General features: G+C 47.9%; 14 protein-coding genes, 2 tRNA genes, 1 riboswitch and 1 other annotated feature. Of the genes, 2 read left to right on the top strand and 14 right to left on the bottom strand.

Features of this window, described 5'->3' with window-relative positions:
• Window positions 1-13: 13 nt before the first annotated feature.
• The 8 genes from B5G11_RS06410 to B5G11_RS06365 form a co-directional block, all read right to left on the bottom strand.
• Entirely contained in the window at window positions 14-775 is a 762-nt protein-coding gene (locus tag B5G11_RS06410; RefSeq protein ID WP_087252570.1) for a class I SAM-dependent methyltransferase, read from the bottom strand.
• A gap of 115 nt (window positions 776-890) precedes the next feature.
• Window positions 891-1,931 carry a branched-chain amino acid aminotransferase gene (locus tag B5G11_RS06405; RefSeq protein ID WP_330616786.1) on the bottom strand — a complete coding sequence of 347 codons (1,041 nt, stop codon included), beginning with the start codon at window positions 1,929-1,931 and terminating at the stop codon, window positions 891-893.
• 89 nt (window positions 1,932-2,020) lie between these two features.
• Window positions 2,021-2,530, bottom strand: a complete 510-nt coding sequence (gene ilvN / locus B5G11_RS06400; protein WP_087168299.1) for an acetolactate synthase small subunit — start codon at window positions 2,528-2,530, stop codon at window positions 2,021-2,023.
• Between the two features lie 17 nt (window positions 2,531-2,547).
• A complete protein-coding gene (ilvB, locus tag B5G11_RS06395; RefSeq protein ID WP_087168300.1) occupies window positions 2,548-4,266 on the bottom strand; it encodes a biosynthetic-type acetolactate synthase large subunit in 1,719 nt (572 codons plus the stop codon).
• A 122-nt stretch (window positions 4,267-4,388) separates the two neighbouring features.
• Window positions 4,389-4,641: a binding site (T-box leader), on the bottom strand.
• A gap of 70 nt (window positions 4,642-4,711) precedes the next feature.
• Complete coding sequence (locus tag B5G11_RS06380; RefSeq protein WP_087252569.1) at window positions 4,712-5,212, bottom strand: dihydrofolate reductase; 501 nt, start codon at window positions 5,210-5,212, stop codon at window positions 4,712-4,714.
• Window positions 5,213-5,230: 18 nt separating this feature from the next.
• Window positions 5,231-6,079 (bottom strand): thymidylate synthase, encoded by an 849-nt coding sequence (gene thyA, locus B5G11_RS06375; RefSeq protein WP_087168304.1) that lies wholly within the window; start codon window positions 6,077-6,079, stop codon window positions 5,231-5,233.
• Between the two features lie 25 nt (window positions 6,080-6,104).
• Window positions 6,105-6,671, bottom strand: a complete 567-nt coding sequence (locus tag B5G11_RS06370; RefSeq protein WP_207651995.1) for a folate family ECF transporter S component — start codon at window positions 6,669-6,671, stop codon at window positions 6,105-6,107.
• A 69-nt stretch (window positions 6,672-6,740) separates the two neighbouring features.
• Window positions 6,741-6,838, bottom strand: a riboswitch (THF riboswitch).
• A 54-nt stretch (window positions 6,839-6,892) separates the two neighbouring features.
• A complete protein-coding gene (locus B5G11_RS06365; RefSeq protein ID WP_087252568.1) occupies window positions 6,893-7,537 on the bottom strand; it encodes a pentapeptide repeat-containing protein in 645 nt (214 codons plus the stop codon).
• A 115-nt stretch (window positions 7,538-7,652) separates the two neighbouring features.
• On the opposite strand from B5G11_RS06365, the gene B5G11_RS06360 reads away from it, so the two are divergent.
• Window positions 7,653-7,725, top strand: a tRNA-Gly gene (locus B5G11_RS06360).
• Window positions 7,726-7,751: 26 nt separating this feature from the next.
• A tRNA-Gly gene (locus B5G11_RS06355) sits at window positions 7,752-7,824 on the top strand.
• A 162-nt stretch (window positions 7,825-7,986) separates the two neighbouring features.
• On the opposite strand, the gene aspS is transcribed toward B5G11_RS06355, so the two are convergent.
• From aspS to recJ, 6 genes are all read right to left on the bottom strand, one after another.
• Complete coding sequence (gene aspS, locus B5G11_RS06350; protein ID WP_087252631.1) at window positions 7,987-9,798, bottom strand: aspartate--tRNA ligase; 1,812 nt, start codon at window positions 9,796-9,798, stop codon at window positions 7,987-7,989.
• Window positions 9,799-9,824: 26 nt separating this feature from the next.
• Window positions 9,825-11,099, bottom strand: coding sequence for a histidine--tRNA ligase (gene hisS, locus B5G11_RS06345; protein WP_087168307.1), 1,275 nt, complete (start codon window positions 11,097-11,099; stop codon window positions 9,825-9,827).
• Window positions 11,090-12,553, bottom strand: a complete 1,464-nt coding sequence (hemZ, locus tag B5G11_RS06340) for a coproporphyrinogen dehydrogenase HemZ (protein WP_330616787.1) — start codon at window positions 12,551-12,553, stop codon at window positions 11,090-11,092. Before hemZ ends, hisS begins: the two co-directional genes overlap by 10 nt.
• A gap of 18 nt (window positions 12,554-12,571) precedes the next feature.
• Entirely contained in the window at window positions 12,572-13,198 is a 627-nt protein-coding gene (locus tag B5G11_RS06335; protein ID WP_087168309.1) for an MBL fold metallo-hydrolase, read from the bottom strand.
• Between the two features lie 22 nt (window positions 13,199-13,220).
• Window positions 13,221-15,488, bottom strand: a complete 2,268-nt coding sequence (locus tag B5G11_RS06330; RefSeq protein WP_343215478.1) for a bifunctional (p)ppGpp synthetase/guanosine-3',5'-bis(diphosphate) 3'-pyrophosphohydrolase — start codon at window positions 15,486-15,488, stop codon at window positions 13,221-13,223.
• A gap of 207 nt (window positions 15,489-15,695) precedes the next feature.
• Window positions 15,696-17,513 (bottom strand): single-stranded-DNA-specific exonuclease RecJ, encoded by a 1,818-nt coding sequence (gene recJ, locus B5G11_RS06325; protein ID WP_343215475.1) that lies wholly within the window; start codon window positions 17,511-17,513, stop codon window positions 15,696-15,698.
• Between the last annotated feature and the right edge of the window lie 16 nt (window positions 17,514-17,529).

Genomic DNA, 17,529 nt, shown 5'->3' with positions numbered 1-17,529 from the left:
CTCATTTCTTTCTTTATTCGGCTCTGTTCTTTCCACATTCTCTTGCCACTACACAGATGCGGGTGCTTTCTTCGTCCGGCTGCTCTTTCGTAAAGCCGTCATACATCGCAACAAGTTCCATGCCGGCTTTCCTCAGACAGTCCGTCACTTCCCTGACCGTATAGCCTCTCTGAAAATGGGTTTCTTCAAACTTTCTGTACAGTTCTCCCTCACGTACAAAAATCGTCAGATCATACTCGTTGATCCGCTCCTGAGGGTCATAAAAATTCTCCCAGATAAAACTGCACTCGTCTCTGTTTTCCGCAATCGTTGTATCCCCCAGGATCTCCCTGTATTTATATTCTGTATTAAAATCAAACAAAAACAGTCCGCCCGGATCCAGATAGTTGTTCACCAGTGCAAACGTCTCTGCCAGCTCTTCGGGCTCCGTAATATAATTGACGGAATCACAGGCGCTTATGACTGCGCGGACCGTACCGTAGAGCTCAAACTCCCTCATATCCTGAAGAAGATAAAGGATATCATGTCCGGAAGCCGCTTTCTTCTCCGAAGCAATCTCCAGCATCTCTTCCGAATTATCCACTCCGATCATGTCATAGCCAAGCCCTGCCAGAAGCTCTGTCATGCTTCCGGTGCCGCATCCAAGATCCAGAACGAGCCCGTCCCGGATTCCGTTTTCTTTCAGAATCCCCGCATAATATTCTGTCCATTCTGCATATGGGACATTGTCCATAAATGTATCGTATACTTCCGCAAATCCTGTATATGCATCCATTTGATCATCTCCCGCCGACTATAAATCCGGCTTATTATAGCATGATTTCCATATTTTTTAAAGGGGAAATCAAAATCCCCCGGACATCTTGCCCGGAGGATCTGTTCCATTTTCCTTATTCAATTACATGAATCCATCCTTCCGGAGCCTCGATCCGCCCCATCTGGATTCCTGTCAATGTGTCATAGAGCTGTTTTGTCACCGGTCCCATCTCATCCATGCCGCTTGCAAAACAGATTTCTCTTCCGTGGTCTACAATCTTGCCCACCGGAGAAACAACGGCAGCTGTACCGCACAGTCCGCATTCCGCAAATTCCGGAACTTCTTCCAGAGTCACTTCCCGTTCTTCTGTCTCAAGCCCAAGATACTCTTTTGCCACGTAAAGGAGCGAGCGTCTTGTAATGGACGGAAGGATGGAGGATGATTTCGGTGTTACAACTTTTTTATCTTTTGTGATAAAGATAAAGTTGGCTCCGCCTGTCTCCTCTACCTTTGTTCTTGTAGCGGCGTCGAGATACATGTTTTCCGCATAGCCTTCTTCGTGTGCTGTCACAATTGCATGAAGGCTCATGGCGTAGTTCAGTCCTGCCTTGATATGGCCGGTTCCGTGCGGTGCCGCTCTGTCAAAATCAGAAACCTTGATCGTAATCGGCTTTGCTCCGCCTTTAAAATATGGTCCGACCGGAGTGGTTAAAATGCGGAACTGGTATTCAGCCGCCGGACTCACACCGATCACCGGACTGGAACCGAACATATAAGGCCGGATGTAAAGGGTTGCCCCGGAACCGAATGGAGGTACCCATGCGGCATTTGCTTTTACTGTCTGTGTAACCGCATCGATAAAGCGCTCTTTCGGAAATGCCGGCATTTCCAGTCTCTTTGCCGAATCAATCATTCTCTCAGCATTTAAGTCCGGACGGAATGTTACAATCTTTCCGTCTTCTGTTGTGTATGCCTTTAATCCTTCAAATACGGTCTGTGCATACTGGAACACACCCGCACACTCGTTGAGTACGATACTGGCATCGGATGTCAGACATCCATCGTCCCACGCACCGTCTTTAAAATTGGAAACATATCTTTTATCGGTCTGGATATACTTGAAACCCAGATTTGACCAGTCCAAATTTTTCTTTTCCATTTCCATCCACTCCAATCTTGTTTTCTTATTTTTCTAGTATAAGACTGTTTTGGAAAAAATTCAAGAGTGCGCTCTGTTTTTTTTGAATCCGTATGATTTTCCTGCTACCGCTCTGCCATACTGATTGCTTCAATTCCGACGCTTCCGCCCCGCACGACTTCCACATCCCGGAATTCTTCTTTCAAAAGCTTGACAACCGCATCATTTTTGGTGGCCGTCTGCAAAAATTCAAGCAGCATACTGTCTTTCCCGTAATCGATCACTTCTGCCTTGAAGGTCTCGGCAATCTGGAAAAGCTCTGTCTTTTCCTCCAGACTGCATTTTTTCACTTTGACATACAGGATCTCCTTCATGCAGACTGAAAGATCCGTAAAATCGATGACCTTGATCACTTCCACCATCCGGTTCAGCTGTTTTTTAATCTGTTCAAAAGTCTCCTCATCACAATGCGTTTCGATCGTCATTCTGGAAATCGTCGGGTCTTCTGTCCGTCCCACCGTCAGACTTTCCAGATTATAGCATTTTGCCGAAAACAACCCGGAAATCTTGGAAAGCACACCAATCTGATTTTCCACATAAAGAGAGATCCATCTTTTTTTCAACATTCCATTCATTTCCATTTCCTCCTTCTCTAGCAGTCCATCAGCATCTCATGGAGCGTACCGTTTGGCTTCACCATCGGGTAGACCACTTCTTCCGGATCGATGATGAATTCGATCAGTGTCGGTACCTTCGTCTCTTTTGAGGCTTCCAGAAGTGCCGCCTCGATATCCTCTTTCTTCTCCACACGCATTCCCTTTGCCCCGTAGCTTTCTGCAAGTTTCACAAAGTCCGGTGTATATTCCGGCAGCTTTTCATCCCCGCGGCGCAGAGCAGCCCCTGCAAGAAGATTGGTCATGGCGTAGCGTTTGCCGTAAAACAGCTTCTGCCACTGACGCACCATTCCAAGGTAGGTATTATTCAGAACACAGATAATAATCGGCAGCTCTTCGAGAACCGCTGTGGCAAATTCCTGAATATTCATCTGCATACCTCCATCACCGGAAATAACGATCACCGGTTTATCCGGATTGCCGATCTTTGCTCCGATTCCCCCCGGGAATCCATATCCCATCGTGCCAAGTCCTCCCGACATCAGAAGGCGTTTCTTCGGCGTAATCTCCGCATACTGTGCCGCGAACATCTGATGCTGTCCTACATCCGTTACAATGATTCCTTCATCAAAAACATGATTGATTCCCTCGATAATATCCTGCGGAAGCATGACATTTCCCCTCTTCTTCATCTGAAGCGGGTGTTCCTGCTCCCAGCCCTGAATTTTCTCCATCCACTCTTTTGTATCCTTCTCTTCCGCGTACTCCAGCATCTTTTCGATTGCTTCCTTTGCGTCCGCTACAATCGGCACATCCACATGGATATTCTTGGAGATGGACGCTGTATCAATATCGATATGTACAATCTTTGCGTTCGGCGCAAACGCGTGCAGCTTTCCTGTGATCCGGTCATTGAATCTTGTACCGATGGAAAACAGCACATCGCACTCTTCCACCGCCATATTGGCCGCGTAGGCTCCGTGCATACCAAGGTTTGCCACATAATACGGATGATTCGTCGGAACAGCGCCTCTTCCCATTACCGTTGTGACCACCGGAATTTTCGTCTTTTCCACCAGTCTTGTAAAGGCTTCATTGGCTTCCGCAATATTCACTCCGCCTCCTGCAAGAAACAGCGGTCTCTTCGCGTGGTTTAACAGCTTGACCGCGCGTTTTAACTGGCCGATGTGAACGCTGGTGTTTGGCTTATAGCCGCGGATATTGACCTCTGACGGATATTCCGGAGAGCCAAGCTCACCCATCACGTCTTTCGGAAGATCTACGAGAACAGGTCCCGGTTTCCCGCTTCTTGCGATGTAGAACGCTTCTTTTATAATTCTTCCCAGATCTTCTCTTCTATGTACCGTCACTCCGTATTTGGTGATGCTTCTTGTAATTCCTACAATGTCGACCTCCTGGAATGCGTCATTTCCAATCAGATGCCGCGCCACCTGTCCTGTAAAACATACAAGCGGCACACTGTCATAGTTTGCCGTGGCAAGACCGGTTACCAGGTTCGTCGCTCCGGGTCCGCTTGTTACAAGGCAGACCCCGACCTTGCCCGTTGATCTTGCGTAAGCATCCGCCTCGTGAACCAGCGCCTGCTCGTGTCTTGGGAGAATGATCTTGATATCTCCCTGTTTATAAAGCTCATCGCTGATATCAATCGTACATGCCCCCGGATAACCAAAGAGCGTATCCACACCTTCTTCTTTTAATGCTTTTACAAGAAGCTTGTTTCCACTGATTTTCCTCATGCCGTTTCCTCCTTTTCCTTCTCCTTGTCAAGGCTCTCTATTCTTCCCTGCATCTGTACGGAAATTTTATTCCCCAGGGCATCCGAAAAGACTTCCTGTAGAAAAAAACGCCCTAAGCCTTTGCTTAGGGCGAATAACTCCGTGATACCACCTAACTTCAGAATTTCTCTGCACTCAACCAGTACTTTCATACTGTTTCCCGATAACGCTGGAACAACGTCGGAGCCTAATCACATCTTACTTCCTGCATCGGATAAGACCTTTTCAGTCCGCTGTTCATGGGCCAGTTCCCACCCGCCGTCACGAAGACTTCCACCACCCGCCTTCTCTCTTTGCATCCGGCCGGGAGGTACTCCTCCCACTCACTACATTTCTCTGTCTCGTTAAAGTAATTATTGACATTATACGGGGTGGGGATATCTGTTGTCAAGCTTTTTCTCCGGCATCAGTCTTTTGTAGTTCTTTTTCTGTATCTTGTAAATATGTATTCCAGATCAAAATATGTCTGCTCGTCAGACTCTCCTTCCAGGATCCAGTCTTCCTCTTCATCCAGATTCGGGAAATATGTATCCGCGTCATAGGCATGGTCCGTCTTTGTCACATAAGCCTCGGTACAGTACGGGAGCATCATCCGGTAAACGCTCTCCCCTCCGATCACATAGATACTCTCATCCGGATACTGCTTCAGTTCCTCCAGAAGTTCCTCCAGACTGTGTACTACAACTGCTCCTTTTACCTGAAAATGCGCGTCTCTTGTAAGGACGATATTCGTTCTGTTCTTCAACGGCTGTCCGCCAGGAAAGCTTTCCAGGGTCTTTCTGCCCATAACAACCACGTTTCCTGTTGTTGTCTCCCGGAAAAACTTCATATCTGCCGGGATGCTGACAAGCAGCTTGTTTTTATTCCCGATAGCCCAGTTTTTGTCTACATTCACAATCAGATTCATCTGTGTGCCTCCTCTTCTTTATACCGCAATCGGAATATTTTTAATCTGCGGTCCTGTCGCATAATCATCCAGACGGACGTCATCCGGCGTAAAGTCATAGAAATCTTTTACATCCGGGTTCAGCCAGAATTTAGGCGCTTCGTGCTGCTCTCTTGAAATCAGCTCCTCCACAAGCGGAATGTGACGGTCATAAATGTGCGCGTCCGCGATCACATGAACAAACTCGCCCACCTGCATGTCACAAACCTGCGCCATCATATGCATCAGCACCGCATACTGACAGACATTCCAGTTGTTTGCCGCCAGCACGTCCTGGGAACGCTGGTTCAGGATTCCGTTCAGCACCAGTTTTTCACTGTCCGGACGCTTCGTCACGTTGAAGGTCATGCTGTATGCACACGGATACAGATTCATTTCATGCAGATCCTGATGAACATAGATGTTGGTCAGAATCCGCCTGCTGTACGGATTGTGCTTCAGATCATAGATAACACGGTCTACCTGATCCATCATTCCTTCCTTATACTGATGTTTCACTCCCATCTGATATCCGTACGCCTTTCCGATGGATCCGTCTTCATCTGCCCAGCTGTCCCAGATATGAGGTTTCAGGTCATGGATGTTGTTGGATTTGCGCTGCCAGATCCAGAGCATCTCATCGGTACAGCTCTTGATCCCTGTTTTCCGAAGGGTCAGTGCCGGAAATTCTTTCGCAAGATCATACCGGTTTACAACCGCAAACTTCTTGATCGTATAGGCAGGTGTTCCGTCTTCCCACTTTGGCCGCACCTTTTCTCCTTCTGTACTTGTGCCGTGATCGATAATGTCTCTGCACATGCTGACAAATACCTGATCCGCATAACTCATATTGCTACCTCCGTTTTTCTCCATTTTAATTTGATTTCATCAATGCAAATACTTTTGCTCTGGATAATGTCCGTACTACGAGATAAAACAGCACCGTCTCCACCGGCACCATCACCATCTGTTTCAGAAGTCTTGCCGGAAGCAGCGCCGCAAAGGAACTTCCGTACATGACAGTAAGCCAGTACGTGTTCAGACAGGTGTTGACCAGAACTGCGACAAGTACTTTCGCAAATACAATCCGCCCCACGGAAAGCGGCTTCCGGTACAGAACCATTCCATAGAGGATGCCGCCCGCCACGGCACTGATGGTAAATCCCGGGAAAAAGGCTCCCGTCGGCTTTACCAGATACTTCAGAATATCCGCCGCTCCCGCGACAATACCGCCCACAGACGGTCCAAACAGCATTGCTGCCAGTTCATTTGGCAGGAAGGAAAATCCGATCTTCAGAAAGTCCGTCACCTGCACGGTTCCAAAAAATCCCAGCACCACAGCAAGTGCCAGAAGCATCGCTATGACAACCATGGTATGGCTGTCTTTGAGTTCACGGGCTGATTCCCGGAACATGTCTCGTAGTTTCTTGCATTTTTCCATAAAAATATACCTCCTTTGCAGTAGTCCTTTTGCCACGCACAGCAGGTATATCAGTCTCTGTCTATGTGCAGCAGCGGGATGCGAAATATGTACCGCAAGAAATTTCTTTTCGTCCACCGGCAACTCCCCGTCCGAATGGCACTTAACGCACATATTTCTACTCTGCCTGTTCATTTCGTCTCTGATTATAGCACGAAGTCCTCTGATCGTAAAGAGATTTCTCAGTATGCCATTGCCTCCTCTCTCGTCATCCAGAAATGGATCCCATGAGTGGAGTCTTTCCACCGGTCTTCTGTAAAAGAGTCAGCGTATACCCACTCCCCTTTCCGGTAGACGAAGTTTTCATCCACCAGCGACCATGCCTCATCAAATTCCCTTGTGCCGTCAAAGTTTCTGATTGTCAGTACTTTTGCCTTATCACACCGGCATGTCGGACCTGTGGCCGAGCTCCGCTTTGCATCTGCCGGAACAAGGAGCTGTACAATCCGGTCATACACACATTTCTTGTATGCTACAAACGCTCCTTTCTCCGGGCAGCGCATAGGATACCCCACGGTTGTCTCATCCATGCGCGCCCCGGTCAGGTCTGCATTTTCCAGTGTTGAAAGCCGGATATCCGCACCCCGGAAGTCTGCATTTTTAAGACTGCATCCCCGAAGGTCCGCCCCTTGCAAATCTGCCCCGCAAAATTTTGCTCCTTCCAGATCACAGTCCCGGAATCTTGAATTAGAAAGCCTGCACCCTGTAAAGTCGGCATTCCGGAAACTGACGGCGGTAAAATCTCCCCATTCCAGGATTTTACCACTCAGATCGATTCCGTCCATCCGCCTTTCATTCCATACTGTTTTTGTACTGTTCTGCTCCATTTTGACACCCCCGGTTCTTTGTAAATTCTATTTAAAATTTTTTAAAAAAACATGTTGACATTTCTTTTCTTTTATAGTATCATACATTTTGTTCCGAGTGAACAAAAAACATTAAGCGACAGTGGCTCAGTTGGTAGAGTACGACCTTGCCAAGGTCGGGGTCGCGGGTTCGAGCCCCGTCTGTCGCTCTTCTTTTTTAAAATTTGATATTCATGCGACAGTGGCTCAGTTGGTAGAGTACAACCTTGCCAAGGTTGGGGTCGCGGGTTCGAGCCCCGTCTGTCGCTCTTAAAACACGATTCAAATGAATCGTGTTTTTTCTTTTCTCAGACAGCTGTATCCCCGAAACCTGTATGCCAGATACTCTCAGAACAAAGGACAAAATTTTCTGTTAATTGAAAAGGATGCTGCAGTTTCCCACAACACCCTTTTTCTTCTTTCTCACGAAATTACTCTTCTGTTTCCGCTTCCGCCTCTTCTTTTCTGATGACACCGATTCCCAGCTCTTCCAGCTGTTTTACTGCTACTTCAGACGGTGCCTCCAGCATCATGTCTGATGCATCTTTCACCTTCGGGAATGCAATGACATCACGGATGCTGTCTTCTTTCGCCATGAGCATGACAAGACGGTCCAGTCCGTAGGCAAGTCCTGCATGAGGCGGTACCCCGTACTTGAACGCATTCAGAAGGAATCCGAACTGCTCTTCGGCCTCTTCTTTTGTAAATCCGATCACTTCAAACATCTTTGTCTGGATGTCATTCTGGTGGATTCGGACACTTCCTCCGCCGAGCTCGGTTCCATTTAATACAATATCGTATGCTTTCGCGCGCACTCTTCCCGGATCACTGTCCAGATACTGAAGATCCTCCTCCATCGGCATGGTAAACGGATGGTGCATTGCCACGAAACGGTTCTCGTCTTCATTCCACTCAAGCAGCGGGAACTCTGTTACCCAGAGGAAATTGTACTGGCTCTTGTCCAGAAGATCCAGCTGTCTTGCAATTTCAAGACGGAGATTTCCAAGTACATCCCATACAATCTTATTCTTGTCAGCCGCAAAGAGCAGAAGGTCTCCCGGCTGTCCGTCCATTGCCTGGATCAGGGAAGCCATTTCCTCTTCTGTCATGAATTTTGCAAAGGAGGATTTCACGCTTCCATCTTCCTGAATCGCAATATATGCAAGTCCTTTTGCACCATATCCTTTTGCAAATTCTACAAGCTTATCAATCTTTTTACGCGGCATTGCACCCTGTTCTTTGGCATTGATTCCGCGGACGCTTCCGCCCTGCTCCAGAGCTCCGGTAAAGACGCCGAATCCGCAGTCCTTTACGATCTCGCTGACATTGACAAGCTCCATTCCGAAACGGGTGTCCGGCTTGTCGGAACCGTAGCGGTCCATTGCATCCTGCCATGTCATTCTCTGGATCGGAAGCTTTACATCCACATCCAGAACTTCTTTAAACAAATAAGCAAGGAGACGCTCGTTGACTTCCAGAACATCATCTACATCAACAAAGGAAAGCTCCATGTCGATCTGTGTAAATTCCGGCTGGCGGTCTGCACGGAGATCTTCGTCCCGGTAGCATCTTGCAAGCTGGAAATAGCGGTCGCATCCGGAGCACATCAGCAACTGCTTTAATGTCTGAGGAGACTGCGGCAGCGCATAAAAGCTTCCCGGATGTACACGACTTGGTACCAGATAGTCTCTTGCTCCTTCCGGTGTACTCTTTACCAGTGTTGGTGTCTCGATTTCAAGGAATCCTTCATCTGCCAGGAACTGTCTCGTCAGTGTGGCGATCTGGCTTCTCATGCGGAGATTCCGCTGCATATCCGGTCTTCTTAAGTCCAGGAACCGGTATTTCAGACGCAGTTCTTCCTTTGTCTTGCTGTCTTCCTCAATCGGGAACGGCGGAGTCTCGGACTCGGACAGGATCCGAAGCTCTTTCACACGTATCTCGATGGCCCCTGTAGCAAGATTTTCATTGACAGCTCCGGAACGTGCCTCCACGGTTCCTACTGCCGCAATGACAAACTCGCTTCTGAGCTTTCCTGCTTTTTCAAATCCTTCTTCATCGATACTTCCATTCTCAAATATCAACTGCAGGATCCCGGAGCGGTCTCTTAAGTCAACAAAGATAATACCGCCTTTATTTCTGTTCTTCTGCACCCACCCCATGACGGTGACGGTCTCACCGATATTCGCTGTGCCAAGTTCTGCGCAGCGGTGGGTTCTTTTCAGGCCTTTCATTGATTCTGCCATTTTCTCTTCCTCCATTTATTCTTGCTCTATTCTTCGCTCTTTGGCGCAAATTCCCGTACAAAGCACTCTGTCACATCCGTGTAGCCGTCCTGCGCAAGCTGCTCTTTCTGGAATTTCTTGTTTTTCTTCATATTGGAAACAAGAACCTGACATCCCTTTGCCCGTTCTTCTTTCGCAAGCTCCAGGATTCGGGTAATGCCTTCCGACGGCATTCCTTTTTCAATCAGGAATGCTTTCTTTTCCTTCCTGGTCGGAACCTGATAGCCGCTTTCTAAAAGCAGCAGGACAATCCGCTCGAATCCGATGGAAAATCCACATGCCGGCGTATCCTGTCCCGTAAACTTTCCGATCATCTTGTCGTAGCGTCCGCCTCCGCCTACTGATCCTCCGAACTCATCCATGGAGATCTCAAAAATCGTACCGGTGTAGTAGGACATTCCCCTGACAAGTGTCGGGTCAAAGCTCATCTTGAACTCCGCTTCTTTTACCGCTTCCACGCTGGAAATGATCGTCTCCAGGCCGTCTGCCACTTCCGGATCCAGAAATCCATCAAGCTTCTCTTTCAGGTAACGGATACCTTCCACATCACGTGTCACTTCCTTGAACAGTGTCAGGTAAGTCTCCACAACCTGTGCTTCATATCCCGCTTCTTTTAACTCGCTTTCCACACCTTCCAGACCGATCTTGTCCATCTTGTCCAGAATGATGAATACTTCGTCAAAGCTTTCCGGAGCAAATCCACTGAAAGCAGCCATTGCCTTTAAGATCTGTCTGTCATTGATCCGGATAGTAAAGTTCTTGAAATCCAGTTTTCCGAGGAGTGTACTTGTGGCAAGGATCAGCTCGATCTCCGCAAGATTGGACGGCTCGCCCAGGATGTCGATATCGCACTGCATGAACTGGCGGTATCTTCCTCTCTGCGGACGGTCTGCTCTCCACACATTTCCGATCTGCAGTGCCTTAAACGGAGACGGCAGTTCATTCGCGTGATTTGCATAATATCTGGAAAGCGGCAGTGTCAGATCGTAACGGAGTCCTCCGTCCACCAGATCCGCCTCTGTCTTTGCTGTCTCCAGATTCAGCTTCGCCCCTCTTTTTAAAATTTTGAAGATAAGCTGCTCATTTTCTCCTCCCTGTTTGCTGAGAAGATTATCAATGTGTTCCACACACGGAGTTTCAATCGAAGAAAATCCAAATGTGCGGTATGTCTCTTTGATCATCTGTATCACATAGTCACGGATTTCCATCTCTCTTGGGAGCATATCGTTCATTCCGGTGACCGGTTTTTTCTTTAACGCCATAGCCATTCTCCTTTTCGCTCTATCATCTCGTCAATCCGGGCAATGTACTCGTCCACATTTTTCACATTTTCAATGCGGATCAGATTTGTCATCTTTTTCTTTTTGCTGCCCGGCATCTCTACTTCCTCCGGGAGGACAATCTTCGTGGAAGCACCCGCTCCCGCCGCAATAATCGACTGTTTTTCCTCCATAATTAGTATATTGTAAATTCCCGCTTTGTCAACCTCTGCATATCCGACATTCTCAAAATTTCCGGCCATATTTTTCTGGCGGTACAGATAGTACGGGACAAGCCCCATCTCCTCCGCGCACCGGTACGCCGCATCGATCATGGCCGTCAGGTCTTCTGCCGAAAGCAGATGACCGGTAAAGCCTTCTCCGCTTCTCTGTTCCTGGCGCAGTCTCGATGCCCGCTTGATGGCAAGGGCATGCACCGTCAGACTGTCCGGGTGAAGCTCCCGGATCTGCCGCAGCGTATCTTCCATATCTTCCGGCGCCTCCCCAGGCAGTCCGGCAATCAGATCCATATTGATATTCTCAAAGCCGAGTTCCCTGGCCAGACGAAACGTCTGCACCACATCCTCCACTGTATGCCTTCTTCCTACCAGATCCAGTGTCTTCTGCTGCATGGTCTGAGGATTGACTGAAATCCGGCTGATTCCGTGGTTTCTTAAAACCTCCAGCTTCTCCCTTGTGATGCTGTCCGGCCGCCCGGCCTCCACGGTAAGCTCCAGAAGATGTTCATAGGAAAACTGCTGCTCCAGATGAGTCAGCAGACGGTCAAGCCGGGATGCACTAAGGGATGTCGGCGTCCCGCCTCCCAGATAGATCGTATTGAGTTTTTTCTCTTTGGAAACATCTGCAATATAGGAAAGCTCCCGGCAGAGCGCATCCAGGTAATCGTCCATCCGATCAAGATACTGCGCAATCGGGTAAGAAGTAAAGGAACAATATGCACAGGTTGTCGGGCAGAACGGGATTCCGATATAGAGACTGTATCCATTCTCGTAATCCAGTCTGGACAACAGCTCCTTTTCCCTTTTTGCAATTGCCAGTCCCAGTTCCGCCTTTTCTTCCGAGACAAAGTGCTCCTTTTCAATCCAGTTCAGAATCTCCTGATCCGGCACTCCTTCTTCTAATTTCTGCATGAACATTTTGGTCGGCCGCACCCCGGTGAGACTTCCCCACGGCAGTTTCTTTCCTGCCATTTTACTCAGTTTCTCATAAAGTGCACTTACTACCAGATGCTTTCTCCTGCTTCTGTCCATCTGCCCGATTTCACCTTTCTCTCCGGCCAGGCTGACACAAAAACAAGAATCACGGTCTGTCTCGATCCTGACCTGTGACTCTTGCTCTTCATTAACCTGCTGTTCGATTTCTTCGTCCGGATAAAAAGCTTTCAACAGATGATACGCGTCATATGTGTATAAAGTATCATTACATGTCAGCTTCATCATAGTCTCTCCCGCGTTTTATTTTCTCAAAAACGGATTGTATTTTTTCTCTTCGCCGATGGTGGTCGCATCCATATGACCAGGCAGGACTTTCGTCTCATCCGGAAGACAGAGGAGCTTTTCCTCAATCCCGCGTACCAGATCTGACATGCTTCCTCCCTCAAAATCCGTGCGTCCTACAGAATGGTGGAACAGAGTATCCCCGCTGAAGAGAATTCCCTCATCCGCCAGATAATAGCAGACTCCGCCCGGCGTATGGCCCGGCGTAAAAAACACCTGAATGTCAAAACCGGCGATGTGGAGCATTTCTCCGTCTTTTACATAGACCGCATCGGAAAACGTGTATCCGTTCGTATAGATATCGGACTGATTCCAGTGGGCATCCTGTAAAAGCGCCGCTTCCCTCTCCCCTGCGTAAACCGGCACATCATAGACCTTCCGGAAATCCTGGATTCCCATAATATGGTCAAAATGTCCGTGGGTCAGGAGAACAGCCTTCATGTCAAGGCCCTCCTCCTGAATAAAGTTCATCAGCTTTTTCGGACATGCTGCCGGATCGACCAGCACGGCCTCTTTTGTGTTTTCATCGTATAAAACGTAGGTATTTGTCCCGATAATGCCTGTTACAAATGTCTGAATCTTCATCTTTTTTTGCCCCGGCCTTTCTTTAGCCCGTCGTCCTTTCTATATCAATTACATTTTCAATCTGTCTGAGCTTGCCTACAAGGCGTCCCATCTCTTCTTTTCCTCTTACAACAAATCCCATCTCCACGGTAGATACGCCCTTCTTGCTTGTACGCACATTCATCGTCTTGATATCGATCTCCGCCTCGGTAAAGACTCTGGAAATCTCCATCAGCATACCCGGCTTATCTTCCACAAACATTTTGATTTCCGCAAAATATTTGCCTTCGGAAGTTTCCGCAGCATCGGCCTCCCATTCTACCGGAATGAGTCTTGCTCTCTCTCTCTCTGTCAGATGAAGGACATTGATACAGTCTGTCCTGTGAATCGTAAGACCCCTTCCTCTGGTTACAAATCCTACGATCTCATCGCCCGGAAGCGGATTACAGCATCTGGAAAAGCGCACCGCCATGTCATCGATTCCTTTGACAATGACACCGCTTTTCGATTTTGCGATGTGTACCACGTTCTTCGATGCCTCTGCTACCTTTTCAAGTACAGCCTCATCCGTAATCTCCTGTCTGTGGTCTTTGTTATATTCTTCTGCAAGACGGTTAACAATCTGACCTTCTTTCAGTCCGCCGTGTCCAATTGCCGCAAGGACGGAATCCCAGTCCTTGAAGCCGTATTTCTGCTGCACGATCTGCTGATATTTCGGTTTCATCAGATTACCCTGCTCATAGCCTTTGGCCTTGCAGTAGGAAATCAGCATTTCTTTTCCTTTGACAATATTTTCTTCTTTAAACTGCTTTTTGAACCACTGGTTGATCTTGTTCTTAGCCTGCGTGCTCTTGACAATGTTCAGCCAGTCTCGGCTCGGTCCCTTGGAATTCTGAGAAGTCAGAATCTCGATGCGGTCGCCGTTCTGAATCTTGTAGTCTACTTTGACAAGTTTTCCGTTGACTCTTGCACCGACCATTTTATTTCCAACCGCACTGTGGATCGCGTATGCAAAATCGATCGGCGTGGAACCGTTCGGAAGATTTTTAACATCTCCGTTCGGGGTGAAGCAGTACACATCTTCCGCGAACAGATCCAGGTCTCCTTTGATCAGATTCAAAAACTCCCGGTTATCCGACATGTCTTTCTGCCAGTCGAGGATCTGGCGGAGCCAGCTTAACTTTTCTTCTTCCTGAGCCTTGATATTCTTCTTTCCGTCATTGGACTCTTTGTATTTCCAGTGGGCTGCGATTCCGTATTCGGCCGTCTTGTGCATCTCCTTTGTACGGATCTGAATCTCAAACGGCTGTCCGACGGAACTCATCAGCGTCGTGTGAAGTGACTGATACATATTCGGCTTCGGCATGGCAATGTAATCTTTAAACCTGCCAGGTACCGGTGTATACATCTCATGGATCACGCCGAGGGCCGCGTAACAGTCTTTCACCGTGTCAACAATAATCCGTACTGCAAAAAGATCGTAAATCTGGTCTACCGTCTTATCCTGATTAACCATCTTTTTGTAGATACTGAAGAAATGCTTGACTCTTCCATTGACTTCCGCCCTGATATGGGCATTTTCCATATGCTGTGAGACTTCCCTTACAATCTGAGCCACAAACTCTTCCCGCTCGGTCTTTCTCTCATTAATCTGCTGCACCAGGTCATAGAAAATCTCCGGATGGAGATACTTAAGCGCAAGGTCATCCAGCTCTGTCTTCACTTTGGAAATACCGAGTCTCTGGGCGATCGGAGAATAGATGTCCATCGTCTCTTTCGCTTTTTCCTTCTGCTTCTCCGGCTTCATAAACTGCAGCGTGCGCATATTATGAAGGCGGTCGGCAAGCTTGATAATGATGACACGGATATCCTTTGCCATGGCGAGAAACATCTTTCTTAAATTCTCCGCCTGCATTTCAAGCTTATCCGAAGAGTAGGAAAGCTGTCCCAGCTTTGTAACACCATCCACAAGAAGCGCTACTTCCTCTCCGAATTCTTTTTCAATATCCTCTTTTGTAACCTCGGTATCTTCTACCACATCATGCAGAATGCCGGCCGCAATCGTTTCCTTGTCCATCTCAAGCTGTGCCAGAATAATGCCTACCCAAAGAGGATGAATGATATATGCCTCTCCGGATTTTCGGAACTGATTTGCATGGGCCTTGCTCGCCAGCTGATATGCTTTTTCAATCAGCGAAACATCTGCTGACGGGTGATATTTATGGATATGCCCGATCAGATAACGGTACAGCTCATCCGGGTCCTGATAGTCCTCAGGCTCTTTTACAGCATGGCCGTCCACAATCCGCATCCCCTGGCGGACTTCTGTCGTAACTTCTTCCGGTCTGATTTTTTCTGCCATATCATTCCCCTCCTTTACCTGTTTCTTCACTGCTTTACTCTCAAATATTATGTCGTTTTTTGGAATATATCCTTTAGTATATCATTATTTCCAGAATGTGTAAAGCAGAGCATTCTACAGGTTTTTCGCGTAATCCTGCCTTTTTTCTTATCAGTATTACCGATAATCGAGAATTGTAATCTGAAGCGTCCTTCTTCCCATGTAATCGTTGATTCCCGGATAGTAAGTAACATCCATCAAAATCGGATTTCCTCTTCCATATAAAAGATGGTCTTTTGCATCCGGTCCGTACTTTTGTGACAGACAGGAAAAGAAGGTCTCCAGATCACCAAAAAAGATGGCATCCATAGTGGTGTGGTCCGCATCTTCTACTTCCAGTTTCAACACATTTTGATTCTTTCCGATAACCCGTCCCCGACGAAAAAGCAGCTTTCTCAGGGCAAACACCGGTTTCGTATTTCCTTTTCCAAACGGCTCCAGAAGAGAAAGTTCCTGCACAAAATCCTCGGTAATCTCACACAGAGGAAGCTGCATGTCGATCACAACTTTCTCCGTCAAGTCTTCTTCCGTCATTGTCGTATTTTCGTTCAGTTTTTTCCGAAGAGACAGAATTTTTTCTTCCGGGAGCGAAAGCCCCGCTGCCAGACGATGTCCGCCGAAACGTGTCAGAAGATCTTTGCATCTGCTCAGCTCATCGTACATATGGTAGGTTTCAATCGACCGCCCGGAGCCTTTTGCTCCTTCTTCTGCCTTTGTCAGGACAAACACCGGTTTGTAGTACCGCTCCCGCAGACGTCCTGCCACAATTCCCGCTATGCTTTCATGACATTTTGGCAGATACACCACAAGTACTTTATCCTCCTTTAATCCGGTTGTCTCCACCTGGACCACCGCCTCTTTCACTGCTTCCTCTGTCAGATTCTTCCGGCTGTCATTGAGAGCTTTCAGATCTCCCGCCAGAAGATCCGCTTCTTTTTTTGTCTTTGCGCACAGAAGCTCCAGTGCCCGTCTGGCTGTATCCAGACGCCCCCCGGCATTGATGCACGGTCCGATCACAAAGCCGATATGATAGGCAGACAGTCGGTCCGTATGGACTCCGGTACATTCCATCAGCGCGGCAAGTCCCGGATTTTTCGTTCTCTTCAGCATTTCCAGCCCCTGTTTTACAAAAATCCGGTTTTCGTCGGTCAGATCCATAACGTCTCCTACCGTCGCGATGGCTACATTTTCCATCAGATAATCCACATCTTCCGGATCTCTTCCCATGGCATTGTAAAGTGCCTCGACCAGCTTGTAGGCCACAGCTGCTCCACACAGTCCTTTGAACGGGTACAGGCAGTCCTCTCTTTTGATATCCACCACCGCGTCGGCAGGCGGAATCAGGTAGCCGCGTGTACCGTCTTCGTATTCTTCATACGGCACTTCATGATGGTCTGTTACAACGACAGCCATTCCCATACTTTTCCCATACGCGATCTCTTCGCGCGCTGCGATTCCGTTGTCACATGTCACAATTGTATCAATATTGTCATCCAGCGCACGGTCAATCAGATCAATATTTAACCCGTATCCGTCCCTGACACGATCCGGGATGTCATAATCCACTTCTGCGCCCAGTCCTTTCAACCCCTCCAGAAGAATATATGTAGCATTGACTCCGTCAATGTCATAATCTCCGATAATGCGGATACTCTGTTTCTCCACAATCTTTTCCTTCAGAAGATCCACCGCCTTATCCATATCTTTCATAAGCATTCCATCATACAGATCCGCGATGGTTCCATTCAGATAACGGTCAAAAGCCTCCTCTCCGATAATATCCCGGTTGCGGATCAGCGCCGCTGTTCTCGGCCGGATCCCAAACCGTTTCCCCAGCTCTGTAAAATTTCCTCCCTTTCTAAGCAGTACCCAGTTTTTCATCGATTGTATTCCTCCAAAAAAGCAAAAGGATGCCGCAAGATCCATACTTTCCATCCTGCTGCATCCTTTT

This window comes from Drancourtella sp. An57 (genome assembly GCF_002161525.1).
Classification (GTDB): Bacteria; Bacillota; Clostridia; order Lachnospirales; family Lachnospiraceae; genus Sellimonas; species Sellimonas catena.
The sequence above is the reverse complement of the archived record's forward strand: the minus strand, read 5'-3'. Positions and strand labels throughout refer to the sequence as shown.